This is a genomic window from Devosia sp. P2_G7 (assembly GCF_056403495.1).
Map to the genome: position 1 here is coordinate 230,627 of NZ_JBFUFI010000003.1, position 21,436 is coordinate 252,062.

The window sequence follows — 21,436 nt, forward strand, 5'->3', positions numbered from 1 at the left end:
TCTGTGGAACCTTGCCTCTATGAACCGCGCCAGTCTCATGGATTATCGGGCTGGATTCGGTTCCTCAACTGAGTGAGGGGGCGGATTCCGGTCCCTTGTCGTTATCAAACGGGCAGCGTGAGCTGCCGACTATAGGAGAGCGGACGTGGCCCGTATTGCTGGCGTCAATATTCCGACCAACAAGCGCGTGGTTATCGCGCTTCAGTACATCCATGGGATCGGCGCCAAGTTCGCCAAAGAGATCACCGAGAAGGTCGGCATCCCGGCCGAGCGTCGCGTCAACGACCTGACCGACGCCGAAGTGATCCAGATCCGCGAAGCGATCGACCGCGACTACGTCGTCGAGGGTGATCTGCGCCGCAACGTGGCGATGAACATCAAGCGCCTGATGGACCTCGGTAACTACCGTGGCCTCCGTCACCGCAAGGGCCTGCCGGTCCGTGGTCAGCGCACGCACACCAATGCCCGCACCCGCAAGGGTCCGGCCAAGCCGATCGCCGGCAAGAAGAAGTAATCCGGGTAGCGGAGCACCTCTCCGCCATCCTGATGTAGCTGCTGGAACTACGGCAGCGTCGATATCGAACTGAGGAAGCAAATTGGCAAAAGCTGAAGTCGCGCGCGTTCGTCGCAAAGAGCGCAAGAACATCACCAATGGCGTTGCGCATGTGAATGCGTCGTTCAACAACACCATGGTCACCATCACCGACGTGCAGGGCAACACCATTTCCTGGTCGTCCTCGGGTGTGATGGGTTTCAAAGGGTCGCGCAAGTCGACCCCGTATGCCGCCCAGGTTGCGGCGGAAGACGCGGCCAAGAAGGCCCAGGAACACGGCATGAAGACCCTCGAGGTCGAGGTCCGCGGTCCTGGTTCGGGCCGTGAATCGGCGCTTCGCGCGCTGCAGGCTGCTGGCTTCAACGTCACCAGCATTCGCGATGTCACCTCGATCCCGCACAACGGTTGCCGGCCGCGCAAGCGTCGCCGCGTCTAACCTCCGTTACGGTAGATCTCCCGGCGCGCCCCTCGCGCCGGGATAGGTACATTGCATAGCGGACAGGCGGTTAGGCGGACCGCCCATTTGAAAGGACACCACCGTGACCATCCAGCGGAACTGGCAGGAACTCATCAAGCCGACCAAACTGGACATCGTTTCGGGCAGCGATAGCGTGCGCACGGCCTCGGTCGTGGCGGAGCCGCTTGAGCGCGGCTACGGCCTGACGCTCGGCAACGCTCTGCGCCGCGTGCTGCTCTCTTCGCTCCAGGGCGCGGCCGTTACCGCGATCCAGATTGACGGCATCCTGCACGAATTCTCGTCGCTTCCGGGCGTGCGCGAAGACATTACCGACCTCGTGCTGAACGTCAAGGAAATCGCCCTGAAGATGGGCGGCGAAGGTCCGAAGCGTTTGACCCTCACCAAGCAGGGCCCGGGCGCAGTTGTTGCCGGCGACATCAAGGTCACCGGCGACATCGAAGTGCTGAACCCGGACCTCGTGATCTGCCACCTCGACGACGGTGCCGAGATCAACATCGAGTTCACGGTCAACACCGGCAAGGGCTACGTCCCCGCCGACAAGAACCGTCCGGACGACGCCCCGATCGGCTACATCCCGGTCGATGCGCTGTTCTCCCCGGTTCGCCGCGTGTCCTACAAGGTCGACGCGACCCGTGCCGGTGAGAGCCTCGACAAGGACAAGCTGACGCTGACGGTCGAGACCAACGGCGCCATCTCCCCGGAAGATTCGGTGGCCTATGCCGCCCGCATCCTCCAGGACCAGCTGTCGGTCTTCGTGAACTTCGAAGAGCCCACCAAGGAAAAGGCCCAGGACAGCGTCCCGGAACTCGCCTTCAACCCGGCGCTGCTCAAGAAGGTCGACGAGCTCGAGCTGTCGGTCCGTTCGGCCAACTGCCTGAAGAACGACAACATCGTCTACATCGGCGATCTGATCCAGAAGACCGAAGCCGAGATGCTGCGCACGCCGAACTTCGGCCGCAAGTCGCTCAACGAAATCAAGGAAGTGCTGGCTCAGATGGGCCTGCACCTCGGGATGGACGTGCCGAATTGGCCGCCTGAGAACATCGACGATCTGGCCAAGCGCTACGAAGATCACTATTAAGCTGGCCAAAAGCCACTAACCGCCCGTCGTGAGACGCCCGGGCCTTAGGGAGTAACAAAATGCGCCACGGTAATTCGAACCGTAAGCTCAACCGGACCTCTGCTCATCGCAAGGCCATGTTCGCCAACATGTCTGCCTCGCTGATCAAGCACGAGCAGATCGTGACCACCTTGCCCAAGGCCAAGGAACTGCGTCCGATCGTCGAGAAGCTGATCACGCTCGGCAAGCGCGGCGATCTGCATGCCCGTCGCCAGGCCATCGCCCAGATGAAGGACGAGACCCAGGTCCAGAAGCTGTTCGCCACCATCGGTCCGCGCTACAAGGATCGTAACGGCGGCTACATCCGCATCCTGAAGGCCGGCTTCCGCTACGGCGACAATGCCGCCCTCGCGGTCATCGAGCTGGTTGATCGCGACGTCGACGCCAAGGGCCTCGACTCGGGTCCGGTGGAAGTGCGCGAGACCGACGACGAATCCGTAGCGGCGTAAGCCCGAGGCATTCGGCGAAGTTCAGGGCGGTCCGGTTCATCCGGGCCGCCTTTTCGTTTGACCGCAGAACATAATCTGCGCCGTAATGGCGGCACTCGATTGGGGAGAGTGAAATGACGGACCAGGGCCTCATCCTTGTCACCGGTGCGACTGGCTTTGTTGGCAAGTGGACAATCCTCGAGCTGCTGCGGGCGGGCCACCGGGTCCGGGGCACGATCCGATCGTTGGGCCGCGCCGACGAAGTGCGCGCTACGCTCGCCGCCGAGCTGGGGCAGGGCGCCCTCGACCGCCTCGAACTGGTCGAAGCCGATCTCCTCGACGACAAGGGCTGGACAGAGGCGATGCAGGGCGTCGCCACCGTCATGCACATCGCAACGGCCATCCGAGCCGACGAGCCCAAGGACCAGAGCCTCGTCATCCGCCCGGCGCTCGAAGGTACGCAGCGCGTCTTCCGCTTGGCCAACGCCGCCGGCATCAAGCGCATCATCATGACCTCGTCGATCGCCACGGTCGGCTATGGCCACGGCCAGACCAGCGGCCGTCGCGTCTACGACGAGACCTACTTCACCAATCTCGCGGGCATGCGCTGGACCTGGGCCTATTGCGTCGGCAAGACCAAGGCGGAGCAGTTCGCCTGGGCCTTCGCCAAGGACAACGGCATCGCCCTGACCACCATCCATCCCGGCGCCATTATCGGCCCCGCACTCGATGTGGACGCCAGCATCTCGCTCGGCATGGTGTCCGGGTTGCTCGCCGGCGCGGTGCCGGCGATGCCCAGCAACGGCTTCTCGATCATCGATGTGCGCGATGTTGCCGCCCTGCACCTCGCAGCACTCGACAAGCCCGAGGCGGCCAACCAGCGCTATCTCGCCACCAGCGAGTATACCCCGTTCCCGAAGGTCGCCGAGATCCTCCGGGAGGCCTATCCGACCTGGGAGATCACCATGAAGAAGGTGCCAGACTGGATCATCAAGATCATCGCCAGCTTCGGCGGTCCGGCCCGCCAGATCATCAACGATATCGGCAACGAGAAGGTGTTCGACGGCTCGAAAGGCGAGAAGCTGCTGGGCCGCAAGTTCATTTCGGCCAAGGATTCGATCCTCGCCACCGCCGAAAGCGTCATCCGGCTCGGCTTGGTGAAACCGAAGACCTCGTAACCCGCCTAGCGGTCCAGCCCCCACGCCGCATAGAGACGCTTCAGTTCAGCCATCGAGTTGAGCTCGATCATCGGCAGGCCAGCGGCGCGCAGGATCGCCAGATCGCGCTGCCGCTTCTTGGGCTGCTCGAACAGGATGAACCGGAAGAGCCGCCAGTTCAGTTTGTCGATATTGCCCTCGAGTTGCCCCGCGCGACTGCCGGTCTCGAATAGCGTACGCCTGAAATTGCGCAGCGCAGCTCGCCAAGGCTCGCTCCCCATCATGACGATCCCGCTGGCGCGCTGAAGCCGCTGCGGCACGGTGGCGAAGTAGTTGCCTTCAATCACCCAGCTATCCGTAGCGATCTGCGCGTCGTGCAGAGCCACAAACTCCTCCCTGGGGCGCGGCTCCCAGTTCGTGTAGGGCAGGTGATAAAGCAGATCGAGATGAATGGCCGGGCGTTCCAGCTTGCGGCCGATTGCCCTCGCCAGCGTGGATTTGCCGGCGTTCGACGGGCCGCAGATCATGATTCGATCGCCGAGCGCCGACAGTGGCAGCACGTCCATTTGAGCCCCCTCGTTCCCACTTATCCCCGCGCCGGGGGATGGGGCTTATACTGCATCTACTTTCCCGATGCGAGGCGCTACGCGGCGTCGCGGGGAGGGTTCGGGCTAGGGGCGGGGCGCCGTTTCTAGGGTTTGGTGGAAGCGTCCGCTTTGCGCACCATCGGGCCAAAAGACCGTTCGCAATGGGCGGGGCGAGAGTCCCAACCTTGTACAGTTCGGCGGACGACCGCCACAGGGACGAAGTCCCGCCCATGCCGCTCATCCAGAAGCGGCAAACTGACCGGAAACCCCGAGGCCAGGGCCGTCGGGCGCCTTCGCACGTCTGTGTGCCAGCTCCGGCTTTCCCCTTGCAACGCAACGGACTAAGCTCCGCGCAGCACGGAGGAAGCCTTGTCGAAAGTCGTTATCATCGGTGGCAGCGGCCACGTCGGCACCTATCTGGTGCCCCGGCTGGTCAATGCTGGCCATCAGGTCGTCAACGTCACCCGCGGCCACCGCGCGCCCTACACCCCGAACGCCGCCTGGGGCAAGGTGGAGACTGTCCTTCTCGACCGCGATGCCGCCGAGCACGAGGGGAGCTTCGGCGCCGCCATCGCGGCGCTCGATGCAGACATCGTCATCGACATGATCTGCTTCGTGCTGCCGCGGGCGCAGCATCTGGTCGAAGCCCTGCGCGGCAAGGTCCAGCACTTCCTCCATTGCGGCACCATCTGGGTCTACGGCCACAACACCGCAGTGCCCGCCACCGAGGACCAGCCACTCAACCCCTTCGGTGAGTACGGCACCCAGAAGGCCGCCATCGAAACCTACCTGCTCGACGAGGCCCGCCGCACCGGCTTCCCGGCGACGGTCTTCCGCCCGGGCCACATCGTCGGCCCCGGCTGGGACCCGCTGAACCCGGCCGGCCACTTCAACTCCCAAGTCTTCTCGAAGATTGCCCGCGGCGAGGAGCTCACGCTCCCGAACTTCGGCCTCGAAACCGTCCACCACGTCCACGCCGACGACCTGGCTCGGCAGATCATGGCCATCATCGCCAGCCGCTCCACCGCCGTCGGCGAAGCCTTCAACGCCGTCTCCCCGCAGGCGATCAACCTGCGCGGCTACGCCGAAGCCATGTACCGCTGGTTCCGCCACGAGCCAAAACTGCGCTACCTGCCGTTCGACCAGTGGAAGGTCGGGCAGGATCCCGACGAGGCCAACGCCACCTGGGAGCACATCGCCCGCAGCCCCAGTCACTATATGGAGAAGGCCAGGCGCCTCCTCGGCTTCACCCCGCGCTACTCCTCGCTCGAAGCCGTGCAGGAGGCGGTCACGTGGCTCATCGCCAACGGCCGCGTGCAAGGTCCGCAAGACTAGTGAAATCGGCTCATGGCACACCGTCGTAGCACACGAGGTAAGCCCATGACCCAGAGCTACGAAGCCCGCATCAACCGCGTCACCGCCTACATCTACGATCACCTCGACGAGCCGCTCGATCTCGAGCGCCTCGCCGACGTGGCCGCCATGTCGCCCTGGCACTGGCATCGCATCTATTCCGCCATGCGCGGCGAAACCGCCGCTGCCGCCGTCCGTCGCCTCCGCCTGATGCGCGCCGCCAACGAACTGGCCAACACCGATGCGCCGGTCGAAGCCGTCGCCAAGCGTTCAGGCTACGATAACCTCCAATCCTTCACCCGCATCTTCGCCGACGCCTACGGCATGCCGCCGGCCCGCTACCGACGCGAAGGCAGCCACACCGTATTCAACCCAGCGCAGAACGGCGCTCCGACGCCACACTACGATGTCGAGATCCGTCATCTCCCGGCGATGACCATCGCCACCGAGCCGCATGTCGGTGACTACATGAACATCGGGATGGCCTTCGACCTGCTGTTTGGCCGCCTCGCCACGGCTGGCCTCATCGACCAGAACACCCGCATGTTCGGGATCTACGGTGACGATCCGAGCGCCGTGCCGGTAGACGAGCTCCGCTCGGCGGCAGCCGCCGCGCTGAGTTCGCCGCCAGCAGGCCTGCCAGTCACCACTACACGCGCCGGCGACTACGCCGTCCTCCGCCACAAGGGGCCGTACCCCGACATGCTCGCCGAGTACAACTGGATGTTCGGCACCTGGCTACCACAGTCGGGCCGTGACATCGCCGATGCGCCGGTGCTCGAGGAATATCTCAACAGCCCGCGCGACACCGCGCCGTCAGACCTCCTCACCATCCTCTACCTGCCTCTCGTCTGAGCCATGGCCAAGTCCTGGACTGAGAAGCTCAACGCACCGGCCGAGCCGGTGATCAAACCCGCCCCGATCAGCATCGCCGGCATGCGCGCCGGCCAGGTCATGCTGGTGCCGACACCCCAAATGATCGCCGATTTCATGTCGGCGATCCCACGGGGTCAGACCGTCGACACCAAGGCGATGCGCCGCGACCTCGCAACCATCCACAACGCCGAGGTGACCTGTCCGATCTACACCGGCTATCACCTGCGCACCGTCGCCGAGGCCGCCCTCGAAGCCTACGCCGCCGGCATGCCCGTCGAAACCATCACCCCGTTCTGGCGCGTGCTGGACGAGCAGAGCCCCACCACCGGCCGCCTCCCCAACGGCCCAGCCTTCGTCGCAGCCCGCCGGGCCGCCGAACGCTGAGGGTTCTCCACAGCGTCGCCTAACGCTATCGTCCTGCCGTCGAGGAGGGGGCGATGATGCATAAGGGATCATGTCTATGTGGCGCGGTGCATTTCGAGGTCACTGGCGAACTGACGCCACCGACCGCCTGCCATTGCACGAAATGCCGCAAGCACACCGGCCATTACGAAGCGGGCACGGATGTACCCAAGGCCGCCCTAACCATCTTCGGTGAGGAGAAGGTTGGCTGGTACCACTCGTCGGAGAAGGTTCGCCGCGGTTTCTGCTCGATCTGCGGCTCGTCGCTGTTCTTCGACCCGCTCCACCACCACAGGATCGGCATCTACATGGGGGCCTTCGACACGCCCACCCACACCCGCCTCGCGATGCACATCTTCGTCGCCGACAAGGGCGACTACTACGACATCGCCGACGGCCTGCCGCAGAACCTGCAGTGACGGGCGAGGGCAGGGGAGCAAAAATTATCCCCGGCCCTCTTCACTGTGTCATTGCCCTTCTCTAACAAGGGCCGAGCAATCGATTGCACGGACAAGGGGTCACGCACATGTCTACCATCATCGACATCACCGGCCGGCAGGTCTTCGACAGCCGCGGCAATCCCACCGTCGAGGTGGACGTGGTGCTCGATGACGGCAGCTTCGGCCGCGCCATGGTGCCCTCGGGCGCCTCGACCGGCGCCCACGAGGCCGTGGAACTCCGCGACGGCGGTAAGCCGTTCCTCGGCAAGGGCGTCACCAAGGCGGTCGATTTCGTCAACACCGAGATCTTCGCCGAGGTACAGGGTCTCGACGCCCTCGACCAGATCGGCGTTGATCGCACGCTGATCGAGCTAGACGGCACCCCAAACAAGTCGCGCCTCGGCGCCAACGCCATCCTCGGCGTGTCGCTGGCGGTCGCCAAGGCCGCGGCCGAGTCGAGCGAACTGCCGCTCTATCGCTACGTTGGCGGCCCGAACGCCCACGTCCTGCCGGTGCCGATGATGAACATCATCAACGGCGGCGCCCATGCCGATAACCCGATCGACATGCAGGAATTCATGATCCTGCCGGTCGGCGCCGAGAGCATGGCGCATGCGGTGCAAATCGGTTCAGAAATCTTCCATACCCTGAAGAAGGGTCTCGCTGCCGACGGCCACAACACCAATGTGGGTGACGAAGGCGGCTTTGCGCCGAACCTCAAGTCCGCCGAGGCGGCGCTCGAGTACATCGTCAAGTCGATCGAGAAGGCCGGCTACGCCGCCGGCAAGGACGTCTATCTCGGCCTCGATTGCGCCTCGACCGAGTACTTCAAGGGCGGCAAGTACGCCATGGAAGGCGAGGGCAAGACCCTCTCCTCCGAGGAGAACGCCAAGTTCCTCGCCGGCCTCGTCGACAAGTTCCCGATCATCACCATCGAAGACGGCATGGCCGAGGACGACTGGGAGGGTTGGAAGGCGCTGACCGACTTGCTCGGCAAGAAAGTGCAGCTGGTCGGCGACGACCTGTTCGTCACCAATACCGAGCGCCTGCGCTCCGGTATCAAGATGGGTGTCGCCAACTCGATCCTCGTCAAGGTGAACCAGATCGGCTCGCTCTCCGAGACGCTCGACGCCGTCGATACCGCGCACCGTGCTGCCTACACTTCGGTGATGTCGCACCGTTCGGGCGAAACCGAAGACTCGACGATTTCCGACCTCGCCGTCGCCTGCAACTGCGGACAGATCAAGACCGGGTCGCTGTCTCGCTCCGACCGCCTCGCCAAGTACAACCAGCTGATCCGCATCGAAGAGCAGCTCGGCACCTCGGCCAAGTACGCCGGCCGCAGCATTTTGAAGGCCTGATCGAGAAACCCTGACATGCGGCGGTAGCTGAATCGGCTACCGTCGCGTGATGACCCACCACCTCCGCTATTCCGGCCAATCGGCCGATGATCAGGCGCAAGCGCTCCGCGACATCATCCGCGCCACGCCGATGCTGCTTGACATCCTCGAACGCGCGCATCGCCTCGCGCTCCCCGACACCTGGCTGGTCTCTGGCGCCATCTACAACACCGTCTGGAACCACCTGACCGGCCGCCCACCGCGCACCGGCATCAACGACATCGACCTGTTCTACTTCGATGCCTCCGACCTGAGCTACGAGGCCGAAGACCGCGCCATCAAGGCTGCCGACCAGGCTTTTGCCGGCTCGCCGCTGCCGGTGCAGCTTCGCAATCAGGCCCGCGTCCACCTCTGGTACCCCGAGCGCTTCGGCGAACCCTATCCGGTGCTGAGCTCCTCCTGCGAAGCCATCGATCGCTTCGCCTCGCTAACCCATGCCGTCGGCGCACGCCTCGATAGTGCAGGGGCAATCGAGCTCTACACCCCCTTCGGCCTCGACGACCTCTTCAGCTTCCGCATCGTCCCCAACCGGCGAATGAACAACCGGGCGACGCATGAGAAGAAGGGCGCGAGGGCAAGGAGCGTCTGGCCCGAGATCGTGGTCGAGGCCTGGTAGGGCCTGTCGAGGACCCTATCCGGCATCTTCCCGTACCTGACTCCACCCCACCGGCGTCATTCCCGCGAAGGCGGGAACCTAGTGGGATACCGCAGCGTCACCGAATGCTGAGAGTCCGCACTGGGTTCCCGCCTTCGCGGGAATGACGCCGGTTGGATCGGATACTTATCCTCGCGCCTACACCCCGCGCTAAGCTGCAACCACCCGTTAAGCCGCGGTGAACTATAAGAGGTACCAAGCAAACCAAGCGTAGCCGCACCCATGCCCACCCGTTTGAAACGCCCGGCCTTCTGGCGCCATGTCGCCCTCACGCTCGGGCTCATCGCCTTCCAGGGCTACCTGGGCTACAGTGTCGTCACCGGCCAGTTCGGCATCGAGAGTCAGGACGTGCTCGAGGCCGAGATCGACGAGCTGGGTGCGAAGTCTGGAGCGCTGCAGGCGGAGATCGATTCGTTCCGCCACCGGATCGATCTGTTCCAGACCACCAAGATGGATCCCGATCTGGTGTCCGAGCGGGCGAGGGCGCTGCTCTCCATGGCCCAGGCAGACGACGTTGTGGTGATGGTCGATCCCGCGACCGGTAAACCGATTTCCGGTTCAAATGCTTCGTCAACCACAGACGAGTTAACCGAAGATATCGATGACGGCATAGACTGATAGCGCCGTTTCTTCACGCGACACGCGGATTCGCGTCCGTCACAATATTGCGCTAAGCTCCGCCGGTTCGCGGCCCAACCGCCGCGCGACACGATGCGGCTTATCCCTATTTCGGAGCTCTCGCCCATGGCGCGTAAAGCGGCGGCCAAAACGGCCCAGTCCAATGTCCCCGAACTCACCAAGGAACAGGAACTCGCCGCTTACCGCGAAATGCTGCTGATCCGCCGCTTCGAGGAGAAGGCCGGCCAGATGTACGGCATGGGCCTGATCGGCGGCTTCTGCCACCTCTATATCGGCCAGGAAGCCGTGGTCACCGGCGTCACCATGGCATCGAAGAAGGGCCAGGATGCCCAGATCACCGGCTACCGCGATCATGGCCACATGCTGGTCATGGGCCTCGATCCCAAGGGCGTCATGGCTGAGCTGACCGGCCGCCAGGGCGGCCTGTCGAAGGGCAAGGGCGGCTCGATGCACATGTTCTCCAACGAGCACCGCTTCTACGGCGGCAACGGCATCGTCGGCGCGCAGGTATCGCTCGGTACCGGCCTAGCGTTCGCCAGCAAGTATCGCGGCGACAACACGGTTTCGATTTCATACTTCGGCGACGGCGCGGCCAACCAGGGCCAAGTCTACGAGAGCTTCAACATGGCCAAGCTCTGGAACCTGCCGGCCGTTTATATCGTCGAGAATAACCGCTACGGCATGGGCACCTCGGTCGAGCGCGCCTCCGGCCAGCCGGATTTCTCCAAGCGCGGCATCTCCTTCGGCATCGACGGCGAACAGGTCGACGGCATGGACATCCGCATGACCTACGACGCCGCCAAGCGCGCCATCGAGCATGCCCGCTCCGGCAAGGGCCCGTACATCCTCGAGATGCTGACCTACCGCTACCGGGGTCACTCCATGTCCGACCCGGCGAAGTACCGCTCCAAGGATGAAGTCTCGACCATGCGCGCCGAGCACGATCCGATCGAGCAGGTCAAGCAACGCATCCTCGAGAAGCGCTACGGTACCGAGGAGAGCCTCAAGGAACTCGAGACCGAGATCCGCGCCATCGTCACCGAGGCCGCAGACTTCGCCACCGCTGACGCGGAGCCGGCCGCGTCCGAGCTCTGGACCGACATCTACGCCGCCTGATCGGCGTTCCTCGCGTTTTCCCTTTCGATCTCCCGCTGGAGAGCTAGATGCCCACAATCCTCATGCCCGCCCTCTCGCCGACCATGGAAGAGGGGAAACTCTCGAAATGGCTGGTCAAGGAAGGAGACACGGTAAAGCCCGGCGACGTGTTGGCCGAGATTGAAACCGACAAGGCGACCATGGAGGTCGAAAGCGTCGATAGCGGCGTGGTGAACAAGATCATCGTCCCCGAGGGCACCGAGGGCGTGAAGGTCAATGCGCCGATCGCCGTGGTTCTGGGCGAGGGCGAGGAGCCGGGCGATGTCAGTGCCCAGCCGGCGCAGCGCGCTCCCGAGGCTGTCTCCGCCGCGGCGGTCGCGGAAGCAGTCGCATCACCGACGCCGACCGCACCTGCCGGCGTCGCGCCAGTATCCATCCTCGAAGTCGCGTCGGATCCGGACCTGCCGGCCGGCGTCGAGATGGTCGAAATGACCGTCCGCCAGGCGCTGAACGAGGCGATGGCCGAAGAGATGCGCCGCGACAAGGACATCTTCCTCATGGGCGAGGAAGTTGCCGAGTACCAGGGCGCCTACAAGATCAGCCAGAACCTGCTGCAGGAGTTCGGCCCGCAGCGCGTCATCGATACCCCGATCACCGAGCACGGCTTCGCCGGCCTTGCAGTCGGCGCCGCGTTCGCCGGCCTCCGTCCGATCGTCGAGTTCATGACCTGGAACTTCGCCATGCAGGCGATCGACCAGATCATCAACTCCGCCGCCAAGCAGCTCTATATGTCCGGCGGCCAAGTCACCGCCCCCATCGTGTTCCGCGGCCCCAACGGCGCTGCCGCCCGCGTCGGCGCCCAGCACAGCCAGGATTACTCGGCCTGGTATAGCCATGTTCCCGGCCTCTACGTCGTCGCGCCTTATAGCGCCGCCGACGCCAAGGGCCTGCTCAAGGCAGCGATCCGCTCCAACAATCCGATCGTCTTCCTCGAGAACGAAATCCTCTACGGGTCGACCGGCCTCGTTCCCAAGGTCGACGACTACGTGCTGCCGATCGGCAAGGCGCGTGTTGCCCGCCAGGGCAAGGACGTCACCATCGTCTCGTTCTCGATGGGCATGCGCTACGCCACCCAGGCCACCGAGAAGCTGGTCGCCGCCGGCGTTGATGTCGAACTGATCGACCTGCGCACCCTGCGTCCGATGGACACCAAGACCGTCGTCGAGTCGGTGAAGAAGACCGGCCGCCTCGTCACCGTCGAGGAAGGCTGGCCGCAGGGCGGCATCGGCGCCGAGCTGGCCGCCGTCGTCGTCGCCGAGGCGTTCGATTATCTCGACGCCCCGCCGACCCGCGTCACGGGCAAGGACGTCCCGATGCCTTACGCCGCCAACCTCGAGAAGCTGGCATTGCCGAACGTCGATGAAGTCATCGCGGCGGTGAACGCCGTGACGTACCGGAGCTAGGCGGATGCCCACGCAGTCCGAGCTCGACCAGAAGTTCCTCGATGCCGCGTACGAGGAGGCTCAGAAGGGCCTCGCCGAGGGCGGGATACCGATCGGCTCGGTGCTGGTGCGGAATGGCGAGATCATCGGCCGCGGTCACAACCGCCGCGTGCAAAAGGGCGATCCGATCCTGCATGGCGAGATGGATGCGATCCAGAACGCCGGCCGGCAGCGGACCTATCGCGACGTGACCTGCTACACCACGCTCAGCCCATGCATGATGTGCACCGGCACCATCATCCAGTTCGGCATCTCCCGCGTGGTCGTGGCGGAATCGAAGAATTTCAAAGGCTTTCAGGACGTCCTGTCATTGGCCGGCGTGAACGTGGTCGACTACCACGAGCCGCGCTGCGAGCACATGATGGCGGACTTCATCGAGAAGCATCCGCAACTCTGGAACGAAGATATCGGCGAGTGAGGCACCTATGAGCATCAACATCACCATGCCCGCGCTCTCTCCCACCATGGAAGAGGGCAAGCTTGCCAAATGGCACGTCAAGGAAGGCGACAGCGTCTCCTCGGGTGACGTCATCGCCGAGATCGAAACCGACAAGGCGACGATGGAAGTCGAGTCGATCGACGAGGGCAGGATCGGCAAGATCCTGGTGCCGGAAGGCACCGAGGGCGTGAAGGTCAACGCGGTGATCGCCGTGATCCTCACTGAAGGCGAAACCGCCGCCGACGTGACGGCTCCAACTCCCGCCGCTGCCCCGGCAGCCAAGGCACCCGAGCCGACCAAGGCCGAAGCTCCCGCGCCCGCCGCTACTCCCGCGCCGGCCGGTGCTGCGCCTGCTCCTGCCGCTCCGAAGCCCACGAGCGCACCCGCAGCTAACGGCGCCCGCATATTCGCTTCCCCGCTGGCCAAGCGCCTCGCCAAGGAAGCCGGCATCGAGCTCAACGCCATCTCCGGCTCCGGCCCACACGGCCGCGTCGTGAAGTCCGACGTCGAAGCCGCCCGCTCCGGCAAGGCCCCGCTCAAGGCCGCTCCGGCTCCCGCTGCTGCGGCCTCGGGTGGTGCAGCTCTCGCCGGCGGGATGACCAAGGCGCAGGTGCTGGCCCTCTATCCCGAGGGCAACTACGAGATCGTGCCGAACGACGGCATGCGCAAAGTCGTCGCCGCGCGCCTCACCGAGGCCAAGCAGACCATCCCGCACTTCTACCTGTCGCTTGATTGCAGGATCGATGCGTTGCTCGAAGCCCGCGAACAGATCAATGCCGCCGCCCCGGTGAAGGACGGCAGGCCCGCCTACAAGCTCTCGGTCAACGACTTCGTCATGAAGGCCTGGGCTGCCGCGCTGATGAAGGTGCCGACCGCCAATGCCACTTGGGCAGGTGACTCGATCCTCTACCACAAGCACGCCGACGTGGCCGTCGCCGTGGCCGTTCCCGGCGGCCTGTTCACCCCGGTGGTCAAGGCCTGCGATACCAAGTCGCTGCGCCAGATCTCCGAAGAGGTGAAGGACCTTGCCGGCCGCGCTCGCTCCAAGAAGCTGTCGCCCGCCGAATACCAGGGCGGCACCTCCTCGGTCTCCAACCTCGGCATGTATGGCATCAAGAACTTCCAGGCCGTCATCAACCCGCCGCACGGCACCATCCTTGCGGTGGGCGTCGGCGAAGAGCGCGTCTACGCCGAAAAGGGCCAGGTGAAGGTCGCGAACTTCATGACCGTCACCCTCAGCTGCGACCACCGCGCTGTCGACGGCGCGCTCGGCGCCGAGGTGCTGGCGGCGTTCAAGGGCCTGATCGAAAACCCCGTGATGATGCTGGCTTGAGCGGACGGGTCCGATGAAGACCATCCTCGCTTTCGGCGACAGCCTCACCTTCGGCGCCAATCCGATCCCGGGAGGCCAGCGCCACCCGTATGAGGATCGGTGGCCGACGGCTCTTGAGCGCGCCCTCGACGGCAGGGCCCGCGTCATCGCTGAAGGCCTCGGCGGGCGCACCACCGTGCACGACGACGGCTGGGCTGCTGCCGACCGCAACGGCGCGCGCCTGCTGCCGACGCTGCTCGAGTCGCACTCGCCGCTCGACCTCGTCGTCATCATGCTGGGCACCAACGACCTGAAGCCGTTCCACGGCCGCACGGCGCAGGAAGCGGCCAACGGCATGCGGCGGCTGGTGCAGATCATCCGCGGCCACTACCAGAAGCCCGGCGACGTCGCGCCCGGGATCATCCTCGTCGCGCCGCCGCATATCCGCGACACCGACCATCCCGAGATGCTGCTGCATTTCGGCGATGAGGCCATCGCGCAGTCCAGGCTCTTCGCCCAATGGTACAAGCTGCGCGCCGACGAATACGGCACCGGCTTCTTCGATGCCTCGACTGTCGCCGAAGCCGATCCGGCCGACGGCGTGCATCTCGATGCTGCCAACACGCGTGCCATCGGCGAGGGCCTAGTCCCGCTAGTGAAGCAGGTGCTGGGCCTGTGACCGCCCCGATCGCCATTCGCCCGGCGACCAAGACAGACGCGAGTGAAGTCGCGCTGCTGGTCAATATCGCGACGCATGGTGGAATCGGCATGGGTTGGGCGCACGACAGGCGTGCCAAAGGCACCTACGATCCGATCGAGGTCGGCCGGCTCGACATGCTCGACGAGAGCGACGGCCTCAACTGGCGCAACGCCAGCCTCGCCGAGAGCGATGGTGAGGTCGTCGGCCTGTTGCTCGGGTATCCCGAACCCGAAATCATGCCGCCGATGCCAGAGGACCTGCCGGATTTCCTAGTCCCCATCGTCGAACTCGAATGGCTTTCCGCCGGGCACTGGTTCATCTCGATGCTTGCCGTACACACACCGTGGCGAGGGCAGGGGATCGGCGCCAAGCTGCTCGACGTCGCAGAGACCAAGCGCGCCGAGGCTGGCAGCCGCGGTCTGACGCTGATCGCTGAAGACGCGAACGTGCGGGCAAGGCAACTCTACGAACGCGAAGGCTTCGCGGTCTCCGCGACCCGGCCGATGCGCAAGCTCCCGGACGGCACGACGCCGGGGAAAGACTGGTTGTTGATGGTGAAGGACCAACAAGATGGCTGACTCATACGATCTCATCGTCATCGGCGCCGGTCCGGGCGGCTACGTAGCCGCCATCCGCGCCGCGCAGCTGGGCCTGAAGACTGCCATCGTCGAGCGCGAGCACATGGCCGGCATCTGCTCCAACTGGGGCTGTATCCCGACCAAGGCGCTGCTTCGTTCCGCTGAGATCTACGGCCACATGGGCCACGCTAAGGATTACGGCCTCAGCGCCGGGGAGTTCGGCTTCGACATCGCCGCCATCGTCGATCGCTCGCGCAAGATCGCCGGCCAGATGAATAACGGCGTCCAGTTCCTCATGAAGAAGAACAAGGTCGACATCATCTGGGGCGAGGCGCAGCTGACGGCACCGGGCGAGATCGTGGTCAAGAAGATGACCAAGAAGCCGGTCGAGCCGCAGTGGCCGCAGCCCAAGACCGTGCTGCCCGAGGGCACCTACAAGGCCAAGAACATCATCATCGCCACCGGCGCCCGGCCGCGCGTGCTGCCCGGCATCGAGCCCGATGGCGAGAAGATCTGGACCTATTTCGAGGCGATGAAGCCGGCGAAGTTCCCGAAGTCCCTGGTGATCATGGGTTCCGGCGCCATCGGCATGGAGTTCGCCTCGTTCTACCGCTCGCTCGGCGCCGAGGTGACCGTGGTCGAGCTGCTGCCGACCATCCTGCCGGTCGAGGATGCCGAGATCGCCGCGCATGTGAAGAAGCGCTTCGAGAAGCGCGGCATCAAGATCATCACCGACGCGAAAGTGTCGAAGGTCGACAAGACCAAGGACGGCATCACCGCCCACATCGAGCCCAAGGCTGGTGACAAGCTCACTATCTCAGCCGACGCGCTGATCTCGGCGGTCGGCGTGCAGTGCAACACCGAGAATCTCGGGCTCGAGAAGGTCGGCGTGAAGATCGATCGCGGCGCCATCGTCATCGACAACTACGGCCGCACCAACGTGCCGGGCGTCTGGGCCATCGGCGACGTCGCCGGCCCACCGATGCTGGCCCACAAGGCCGAGCACGAAGCCGTCGTCACCGTCGAGACTATCGCAGGGCTCAAAGGCGTCCATGGCCTCGACAAGCTGAAGGTCCCGGGCTGCACCTATTGCGAGCCACAGGTGGCGAGCGTTGGCCTCACCGAGGCGAAGGCAAAGGAAGCCGGCCGCGAGATCAAGGTCGGCCGCTTCCCGTTCGTCGGCAACGGCAAGGCGATTGCGCTCGGCGAGCCTGAGGGCCTGGTGAAGACCATCTTCGATGCCAAAACCGGCGAGCTGCTCGGCGCCCACATGGTGGGCGCGGAAGTCACCGAGCTGATCCAGGGCTTCGTCGTCGCGATGGGCCTCGAAACCACCGAGGAAGACCTGATGCACACCATCTTCCCGCACCCGACGCTTTCTGAGACCATGAAGGAAAGCGTGCTGGACGCCTACGGTCGCGCCCTCAACATCTGATGGATCATCCCATCCCTCCGAAGGACATCCCGTTCATGTCACCAGAAATCACCTCGCTCCTCATCTTCCTCGCCATCGGCCTTGTCGCCGGCTGGATCGCGAGCCTGATTCTCGGCGGCGGCGGCTTGCTGAGGAACCTGATCGTCGGCGTCATCGGCTCGGTCGTCGGCGCCTACCTGCTGACTCTCGCCAAGGTCGAGCTGCCGATCGGCAACGCCMTGGTCAGCCAGATCGTCACCGCAACCATTGGCGCCATCGTGGTGCTGTTGGTTGCAAGGCTGATCAACAAATAGGGGCGACGCGCCGGGGTTGAACCCGCCATGTCGAGACGCGATATCGACATTGGGTCAAACGGGGGTAAGACAATGGGTCTGCCGGAAAAGCAATTTGGGGGAGAAGTTCAAATGGGTCGTATGGATACTCGCTCGCTGGTCATCTTTCTCGTCATCGGTCTGGTCGCTGGCTTCCTTGCCAGCCTCATCGTCGGTGGCGGCGGACTGATCACGTACCTCGTGAGCGGTGTCATCGGTTCGTTCGTGGGCGGCTATCTGTTCACTGCCCTCAATATCAACCTCGGCATCAAGAGCCCGATCGTCACGCAGATCATTACCTCGACGGTTGGTGCTATCATCGTTGTCGTCATCGCCAGGCTCATCGCCGGCTAGGAACGCTCCTTGGTCACTCTGATCGACAGTCTCGACACCCGTCCGCGGCATCCCGAAAAGGCCAATCGGCCCGAAAACGAGATGCTGCGAAAGCCGGACTGGATCCGCGTCAAGGCGCCGGGTTCTCCCATCTACAAGGAGACCCAGCAGATCGTGCGCGAGAACGGCCTCGTCACCGTGTGCGAGGAGGCCGGCTGCCCCAACATCGGTGAGTGCTGGTCGAAAAAGCACGCGACCATGATGATCATGGGCGAGATCTGCACCCGTGCCTGCGCCTTCTGCAATGTGCGCACCGGCCTGCCGACCGCCCTCGATCCGAAGGAACCCGAGAACGTCGCCATCGCCGTCGAGAAGCTCGGCCTGGCTCACGTCGTCATCACCTCGGTCGATCGCGACGATCTTCCCGATGGCGGTGCCGAACACTTCGCCCAGATGATCCGAGCCATCCGCGCCCGTACTCCGAAGACCACCATCGAGATCCTGACGCCGGACTTCCTTCGTAAGGAGGGCGCGCTCGAGATCGTCGTCGCGGCCAAGCCCGACGTGTTCAACCACAACCTCGAGACGGTGCCGTCGAAGTATCTCAAGGTCCGCCCCGGTGCCCGCTACTTCCACTCGATCCGCCTGCTGCAGCGGGTGAAGGAACTCGACCCCACCATGTTCACCAAGTCCGGCATCATGGTCGGGCTCGGCGAGGAGCGGAACGAAGTCCTGCAGCTAATGGACGACCTCCGCTCGGCCGACGTCGACTTCCTGACCATCGGCCAGTACCTGGCGCCGACCAAGAAGCACCACCCGGTGCGGCGCTTCGTCACCCCCGAGGAGTTCAAGTCCTTCGCCACCGTGGCGATGACCAAGGGCTTCCTGCTCGTCTCCTCAAGCCCGCTCACCCGCTCGTCGCACCACGCCGGTGAAGACTTCGAGCAACTGCGCGCCAACCGGATGGCCAAACTCGCCCATGCCTGATCTCTTCCTCGAGCGGCACTCGCCGCACCTGCCGCAGCGCATGTTCGATCTCGTCTCGGATCTCGAGGCCTACCCGCGCTTCATCCCCAATTGCAAGGCGATGGAGGTCCGCGACGACGCGAGCGGTGCCATCCTCGCTCGAATGACCATCCAGTTCGGCCCGGTGACACAGGCCTACACCAGCCGGGTGGTGGCCGACCCCGTCGCGATGACCATCACCGCCAAAGCCGTGGATGGCCCGTTCTCCTATCTCGACAGCAAATGGACGTTCGAGCCGGAAGGCGAGGGGACCCGCATCCGCTTCGACATCGACTTCAAGATCGCCAACCCGCTGGTGGCCGCTGTCGCCGAGCCGGCCTTTGCCGCCAAGCAGAGCGAGATCATCGACGCGTTCGAGGACGAAGCCGACCGCCGCTTCGGCTAAGTCGCCCGCCTCCACATCGCCGTTTGCCAATAGTGCGGCACGATGCTATGCAGCATTGCGTTCCCGATTTGTTCTCGGGCGGTGGTGGAGGAAGAAGAGCATGATCCGAAGGATCGAGTGCGTATGCATGCCGACCAAAGATGTGGCGGCATCAGTAACGTTCTATGAGTCCCTTGGGCTAACGCAGAGCTGGAAGATCGAACGCCCGTTGCCCGATGGAGGTGTATGGACGCTGGTCGGGATGAAGTTCCCCGACGGAACCAGCTCGGAACTGGTCCTCAGCGACAATCCCGACATCAACTTCACCGAGATCGAGCTGGGCGTCGATGACGTTCGCGCAACGTTTGCCCAGATGCAGGGCAATGACGGCCTAACCTGGATCCGCCAACCCTTCGCCACCGAGTCAGGCCATGTCGCCGTCATGGAAGCTCCCGACGGGAACGTCTTCGTGCTGGTCGGCGCATAGCGTGTGGGCGGCCTAGGCCTTCGCTGCCTTCAGCACCAGCTTCAGCGCCTGCACCACCGCCGCATGCCGCACCTCGTCGCGGTTGCCCGGGAACACCTTCTTGAGGTGTGTAGTACCGTCCTCGCTCGCCACCGAGAAATGCACCAGCCCGACCGGTTTCTCCGCCGTGCCGCCATTCGGCCCGGCGATCCCCGTCACGGCCACGGCGAGATGCGTGCCCGCAGCACCCATCGCCCCATCAGCCATCGCCATCGCGACTTCCTTCGACACCGCGCCGAACTGCCTCAGCAGCCCGAACGGCACCCCGATCATCGCGATCTTCGCCTCATTGGCGTAGGTCACGAACCCGCCATAGACCACGTCCGACGATCCCGAGACCGACGTCAGCGCGCCGGCGATCAAGCCACCGGTGCAGCTCTCCGCCGTCGCCACGGTTATCCCCGCGGCCTTGAGAGCCCCTATCGTCTCTTCAGCGAGGGTAGCGATGTCATCGGGCAGCTTCATTTCAGTCTTCCCTGGGGAGTTCGATGCTGGCGCTCGCCATGGCGACGATGCCCTCGCGACGGCCGGTGAAGCCCAGTTGCTCGCTGGTCGTCGCCTTGATGGCGATGCGGCTCGCGGAAATCCCGCATACCCCGCCGATCGCCGCCTTCATGGCCTCCACATGCGGTCCAACTCGCGGCGCCTCGCAGACGATTGTGATATCGAGGTTGACGATCCGGCCGCGCCGCTCGGCAACCTGTGCCGCGGCATGGGCCAGAAACACCGACGACGCCGCGCCGCGCCATTGCGGGTCGGACGGCGGGAAGAACGACCCAATGTCACCGAGACCAAGCGCTCCGTAGATCGCGTCGGTCACCGCATGCAGCGCCACGTCGGCATCGGAGTGCCCCTTGAGCTTGTGGGTATGGGCAATCTCCACCCCGCCAAGCCACACCGCCTTGCCCGGTTCCAACGGGTGAACATCGAACCCTGTCCCAACGCGCGTCTCCATGGTCGTCTCCTTGCCCAGCAGCCGCTCCGCCCGGGCAAAATCCTCGGGATGCGTAATCTTGATGTTGTGGGTGCTGCCCGGCGTCAGCGCCACCGTCAGCCCGGCCCACTCGGCGATCGCCGCGTCGTCGGTGAACTCCCGCGGCATTCGGCCTGCACGCAAGTGCGCGGACAGAATCTGCGGAAACCGGAACCCCTGCGGCGTCTGCGCCGCGAACAGGGTCCTGCGATCCTCAGTCGAGGTGACAGTGCGCCCATCGATCGAGCGCTTGATCGTGTCAGTCACGGGCACCACGGGCAGGGCGGCTTCGCTGCTCCGCAACGCCTCGATAACCCCGCTGATCACGTCCGACGACACCAGCGGCCGCGCCGCGTCCTGGATCAGCACGAGGTCCGGGCGCTTTCTGCCCAGCGCCGTAAGCCCCGCGAGCACCGAAGCCTGGCGCGTCTCACCGCCGCTCACCGGCGGCAACAGGCGCGCGTCCTCGAGGCCGAGGGCGGCATAGCGCTCCACTTGCTCGGAGTGAATCACCGGCACGACCCACGAGATATCCTCGCGTCCCAAAAATGCCTCGATACTCCGGCTAAGCACCGGCTTGCCGGCCAGCGTGCGGTACTGCTTCGGGCTTGTGTCCTGCCCGGTGCTGGCCCGCTCGCCGCGGCCCGCAGCGACCACGATCACCGCGATGGTCCTTGTGGCTGTCATTGTCGTTTCGTATGAGGCCCTTAGTTGGCGCGAGCATGGTCTATCGGCGGCTTTTCCCCGCAGCAAG

General features: G+C 64.5%; 27 protein-coding genes. 24 read left to right on the forward strand and 3 right to left on the reverse strand.

Annotated elements, in window-relative coordinates; translation table 11 throughout:
• The first annotated feature begins 145 nt into the window (after positions 1-145).
• The 5 genes from rpsM to AC1DWU_RS07300 all read left to right on the forward strand — a co-directional run bounded on the left by rpsM (position 146) and on the right by AC1DWU_RS07300 (position 3,757).
• Entirely contained in the window at positions 146-514 is a 369-nt protein-coding gene (gene rpsM, locus AC1DWU_RS07280; protein WP_477149301.1) for a 30S ribosomal protein S13, read from the forward strand.
• An 82-nt stretch (positions 515-596) separates the two neighbouring features.
• On the forward strand, positions 597-989 hold the full coding sequence (rpsK, locus tag AC1DWU_RS07285; RefSeq protein ID WP_055049094.1) for a 30S ribosomal protein S11: 393 nt from the start codon (positions 597-599) through the stop codon (positions 987-989).
• Between the two features lie 103 nt (positions 990-1,092).
• Complete coding sequence (locus AC1DWU_RS07290; protein ID WP_477149302.1) at positions 1,093-2,112, forward strand: DNA-directed RNA polymerase subunit alpha; 1,020 nt, start codon at positions 1,093-1,095, stop codon at positions 2,110-2,112.
• Between the two features lie 59 nt (positions 2,113-2,171).
• Positions 2,172-2,600 (forward strand): 50S ribosomal protein L17, encoded by a 429-nt coding sequence (rplQ, locus tag AC1DWU_RS07295; RefSeq protein WP_477149303.1) that lies wholly within the window; start codon positions 2,172-2,174, stop codon positions 2,598-2,600.
• Between the two features lie 113 nt (positions 2,601-2,713).
• Positions 2,714-3,757, forward strand: a complete 1,044-nt coding sequence (locus AC1DWU_RS07300; RefSeq protein WP_477149304.1) for an NAD-dependent epimerase/dehydratase family protein — start codon at positions 2,714-2,716, stop codon at positions 3,755-3,757.
• Positions 3,758-3,762: 5 nt separating this feature from the next.
• Here the strand turns inward: AC1DWU_RS07300 and AC1DWU_RS07305 are convergent, their stop codons facing one another.
• Complete coding sequence (locus AC1DWU_RS07305) at positions 3,763-4,302, reverse strand: P-loop NTPase family protein (protein WP_477149305.1); 540 nt, start codon at positions 4,300-4,302, stop codon at positions 3,763-3,765.
• 390 nt (positions 4,303-4,692) lie between these two features.
• Between AC1DWU_RS07305 and AC1DWU_RS07310 the strand changes: the two genes are divergently transcribed.
• The 19 genes from AC1DWU_RS07310 (at position 4,693) to AC1DWU_RS07400 (ending at position 19,670) form a co-directional block, all read left to right on the forward strand.
• A complete protein-coding gene (locus AC1DWU_RS07310; protein WP_477149306.1) occupies positions 4,693-5,658 on the forward strand; it encodes an NAD-dependent epimerase/dehydratase family protein in 966 nt (321 codons plus the stop codon).
• A gap of 45 nt (positions 5,659-5,703) precedes the next feature.
• Positions 5,704-6,531, forward strand: a complete 828-nt coding sequence (locus AC1DWU_RS07315) for an AraC family transcriptional regulator (RefSeq protein ID WP_477149307.1) — start codon at positions 5,704-5,706, stop codon at positions 6,529-6,531.
• 3 nt (positions 6,532-6,534) lie between these two features.
• Entirely contained in the window at positions 6,535-6,936 is a 402-nt protein-coding gene (locus AC1DWU_RS07320) for a hypothetical protein (RefSeq protein WP_477149308.1), read from the forward strand.
• 56 nt (positions 6,937-6,992) lie between these two features.
• Positions 6,993-7,373 (forward strand): GFA family protein, encoded by a 381-nt coding sequence (locus tag AC1DWU_RS07325; protein WP_477149414.1) that lies wholly within the window; start codon positions 6,993-6,995, stop codon positions 7,371-7,373.
• A 107-nt stretch (positions 7,374-7,480) separates the two neighbouring features.
• Positions 7,481-8,755, forward strand: a complete 1,275-nt coding sequence (gene eno, locus AC1DWU_RS07330) for a phosphopyruvate hydratase (RefSeq protein WP_477149309.1) — start codon at positions 7,481-7,483, stop codon at positions 8,753-8,755.
• Between the two features lie 49 nt (positions 8,756-8,804).
• The gene (locus tag AC1DWU_RS07335; protein WP_477149310.1) at positions 8,805-9,410 is read left to right on the forward strand and encodes a nucleotidyltransferase family protein; all 606 of its coding nucleotides are present in this window, start codon (positions 8,805-8,807) and stop codon (positions 9,408-9,410) included.
• Positions 9,411-9,671: 261 nt separating this feature from the next.
• The gene (locus AC1DWU_RS07340) at positions 9,672-10,067 is read left to right on the forward strand and encodes an FtsB family cell division protein (protein ID WP_477149311.1); all 396 of its coding nucleotides are present in this window, start codon (positions 9,672-9,674) and stop codon (positions 10,065-10,067) included.
• 126 nt (positions 10,068-10,193) lie between these two features.
• Complete coding sequence (gene pdhA, locus AC1DWU_RS07345) at positions 10,194-11,204, forward strand: pyruvate dehydrogenase (acetyl-transferring) E1 component subunit alpha (protein ID WP_477149312.1); 1,011 nt, start codon at positions 10,194-10,196, stop codon at positions 11,202-11,204.
• Between the two features lie 47 nt (positions 11,205-11,251).
• On the forward strand, positions 11,252-12,646 hold the full coding sequence (locus AC1DWU_RS07350; RefSeq protein WP_477149313.1) for a pyruvate dehydrogenase complex E1 component subunit beta: 1,395 nt from the start codon (positions 11,252-11,254) through the stop codon (positions 12,644-12,646).
• Positions 12,647-12,650: 4 nt separating this feature from the next.
• Positions 12,651-13,103, forward strand: a complete 453-nt coding sequence (locus AC1DWU_RS07355; RefSeq protein WP_477149314.1) for a nucleoside deaminase — start codon at positions 12,651-12,653, stop codon at positions 13,101-13,103.
• A 7-nt stretch (positions 13,104-13,110) separates the two neighbouring features.
• Positions 13,111-14,457 carry a pyruvate dehydrogenase complex dihydrolipoamide acetyltransferase gene (locus AC1DWU_RS07360; RefSeq protein WP_477149315.1) on the forward strand — a complete coding sequence of 449 codons (1,347 nt, stop codon included), beginning with the start codon at positions 13,111-13,113 and terminating at the stop codon, positions 14,455-14,457.
• 13 nt (positions 14,458-14,470) lie between these two features.
• Complete coding sequence (locus AC1DWU_RS07365; RefSeq protein WP_477149316.1) at positions 14,471-15,115, forward strand: SGNH/GDSL hydrolase family protein; 645 nt, start codon at positions 14,471-14,473, stop codon at positions 15,113-15,115.
• Entirely contained in the window at positions 15,112-15,714 is a 603-nt protein-coding gene (locus AC1DWU_RS07370) for a GNAT family N-acetyltransferase (protein WP_477149317.1), read from the forward strand. The genes AC1DWU_RS07365 and AC1DWU_RS07370 overlap by 4 nt, the downstream gene beginning before the upstream one ends.
• Entirely contained in the window at positions 15,707-17,149 is a 1,443-nt protein-coding gene (lpdA, locus tag AC1DWU_RS07375) for a dihydrolipoyl dehydrogenase (RefSeq protein ID WP_477149318.1), read from the forward strand. The genes AC1DWU_RS07370 and lpdA overlap by 8 nt, the downstream gene beginning before the upstream one ends.
• A gap of 35 nt (positions 17,150-17,184) precedes the next feature.
• The gene (locus AC1DWU_RS07380) at positions 17,185-17,442 is read left to right on the forward strand and encodes a GlsB/YeaQ/YmgE family stress response membrane protein (protein WP_477149319.1); all 258 of its coding nucleotides are present in this window, start codon (positions 17,185-17,187) and stop codon (positions 17,440-17,442) included.
• A gap of 120 nt (positions 17,443-17,562) precedes the next feature.
• Entirely contained in the window at positions 17,563-17,814 is a 252-nt protein-coding gene (locus tag AC1DWU_RS07385) for a GlsB/YeaQ/YmgE family stress response membrane protein (RefSeq protein WP_477149415.1), read from the forward strand.
• Positions 17,815-17,823: 9 nt separating this feature from the next.
• Entirely contained in the window at positions 17,824-18,780 is a 957-nt protein-coding gene (gene lipA, locus AC1DWU_RS07390; protein ID WP_477149320.1) for a lipoyl synthase, read from the forward strand.
• Complete coding sequence (locus tag AC1DWU_RS07395) at positions 18,773-19,204, forward strand: type II toxin-antitoxin system RatA family toxin (protein ID WP_477149321.1); 432 nt, start codon at positions 18,773-18,775, stop codon at positions 19,202-19,204. Before lipA ends, AC1DWU_RS07395 begins: the two co-directional genes overlap by 8 nt.
• 127 nt (positions 19,205-19,331) lie before the next feature.
• A complete protein-coding gene (locus AC1DWU_RS07400; RefSeq protein ID WP_477149322.1) occupies positions 19,332-19,670 on the forward strand; it encodes a VOC family protein in 339 nt (112 codons plus the stop codon).
• A 12-nt stretch (positions 19,671-19,682) separates the two neighbouring features.
• Here the strand turns inward: AC1DWU_RS07400 and AC1DWU_RS07405 are convergent, their stop codons facing one another.
• Positions 19,683-20,174 carry a CinA family protein gene (locus AC1DWU_RS07405; protein ID WP_477149323.1) on the reverse strand — a complete coding sequence of 164 codons (492 nt, stop codon included), beginning with the start codon at positions 20,172-20,174 and terminating at the stop codon, positions 19,683-19,685.
• Between the two features lies 1 nt (position 20,175).
• Complete coding sequence (locus tag AC1DWU_RS07410; RefSeq protein WP_477149324.1) at positions 20,176-21,369, reverse strand: bifunctional 2-C-methyl-D-erythritol 4-phosphate cytidylyltransferase/2-C-methyl-D-erythritol 2,4-cyclodiphosphate synthase; 1,194 nt, start codon at positions 21,367-21,369, stop codon at positions 20,176-20,178.
• Between the last annotated feature and the right edge of the window lie 67 nt (positions 21,370-21,436).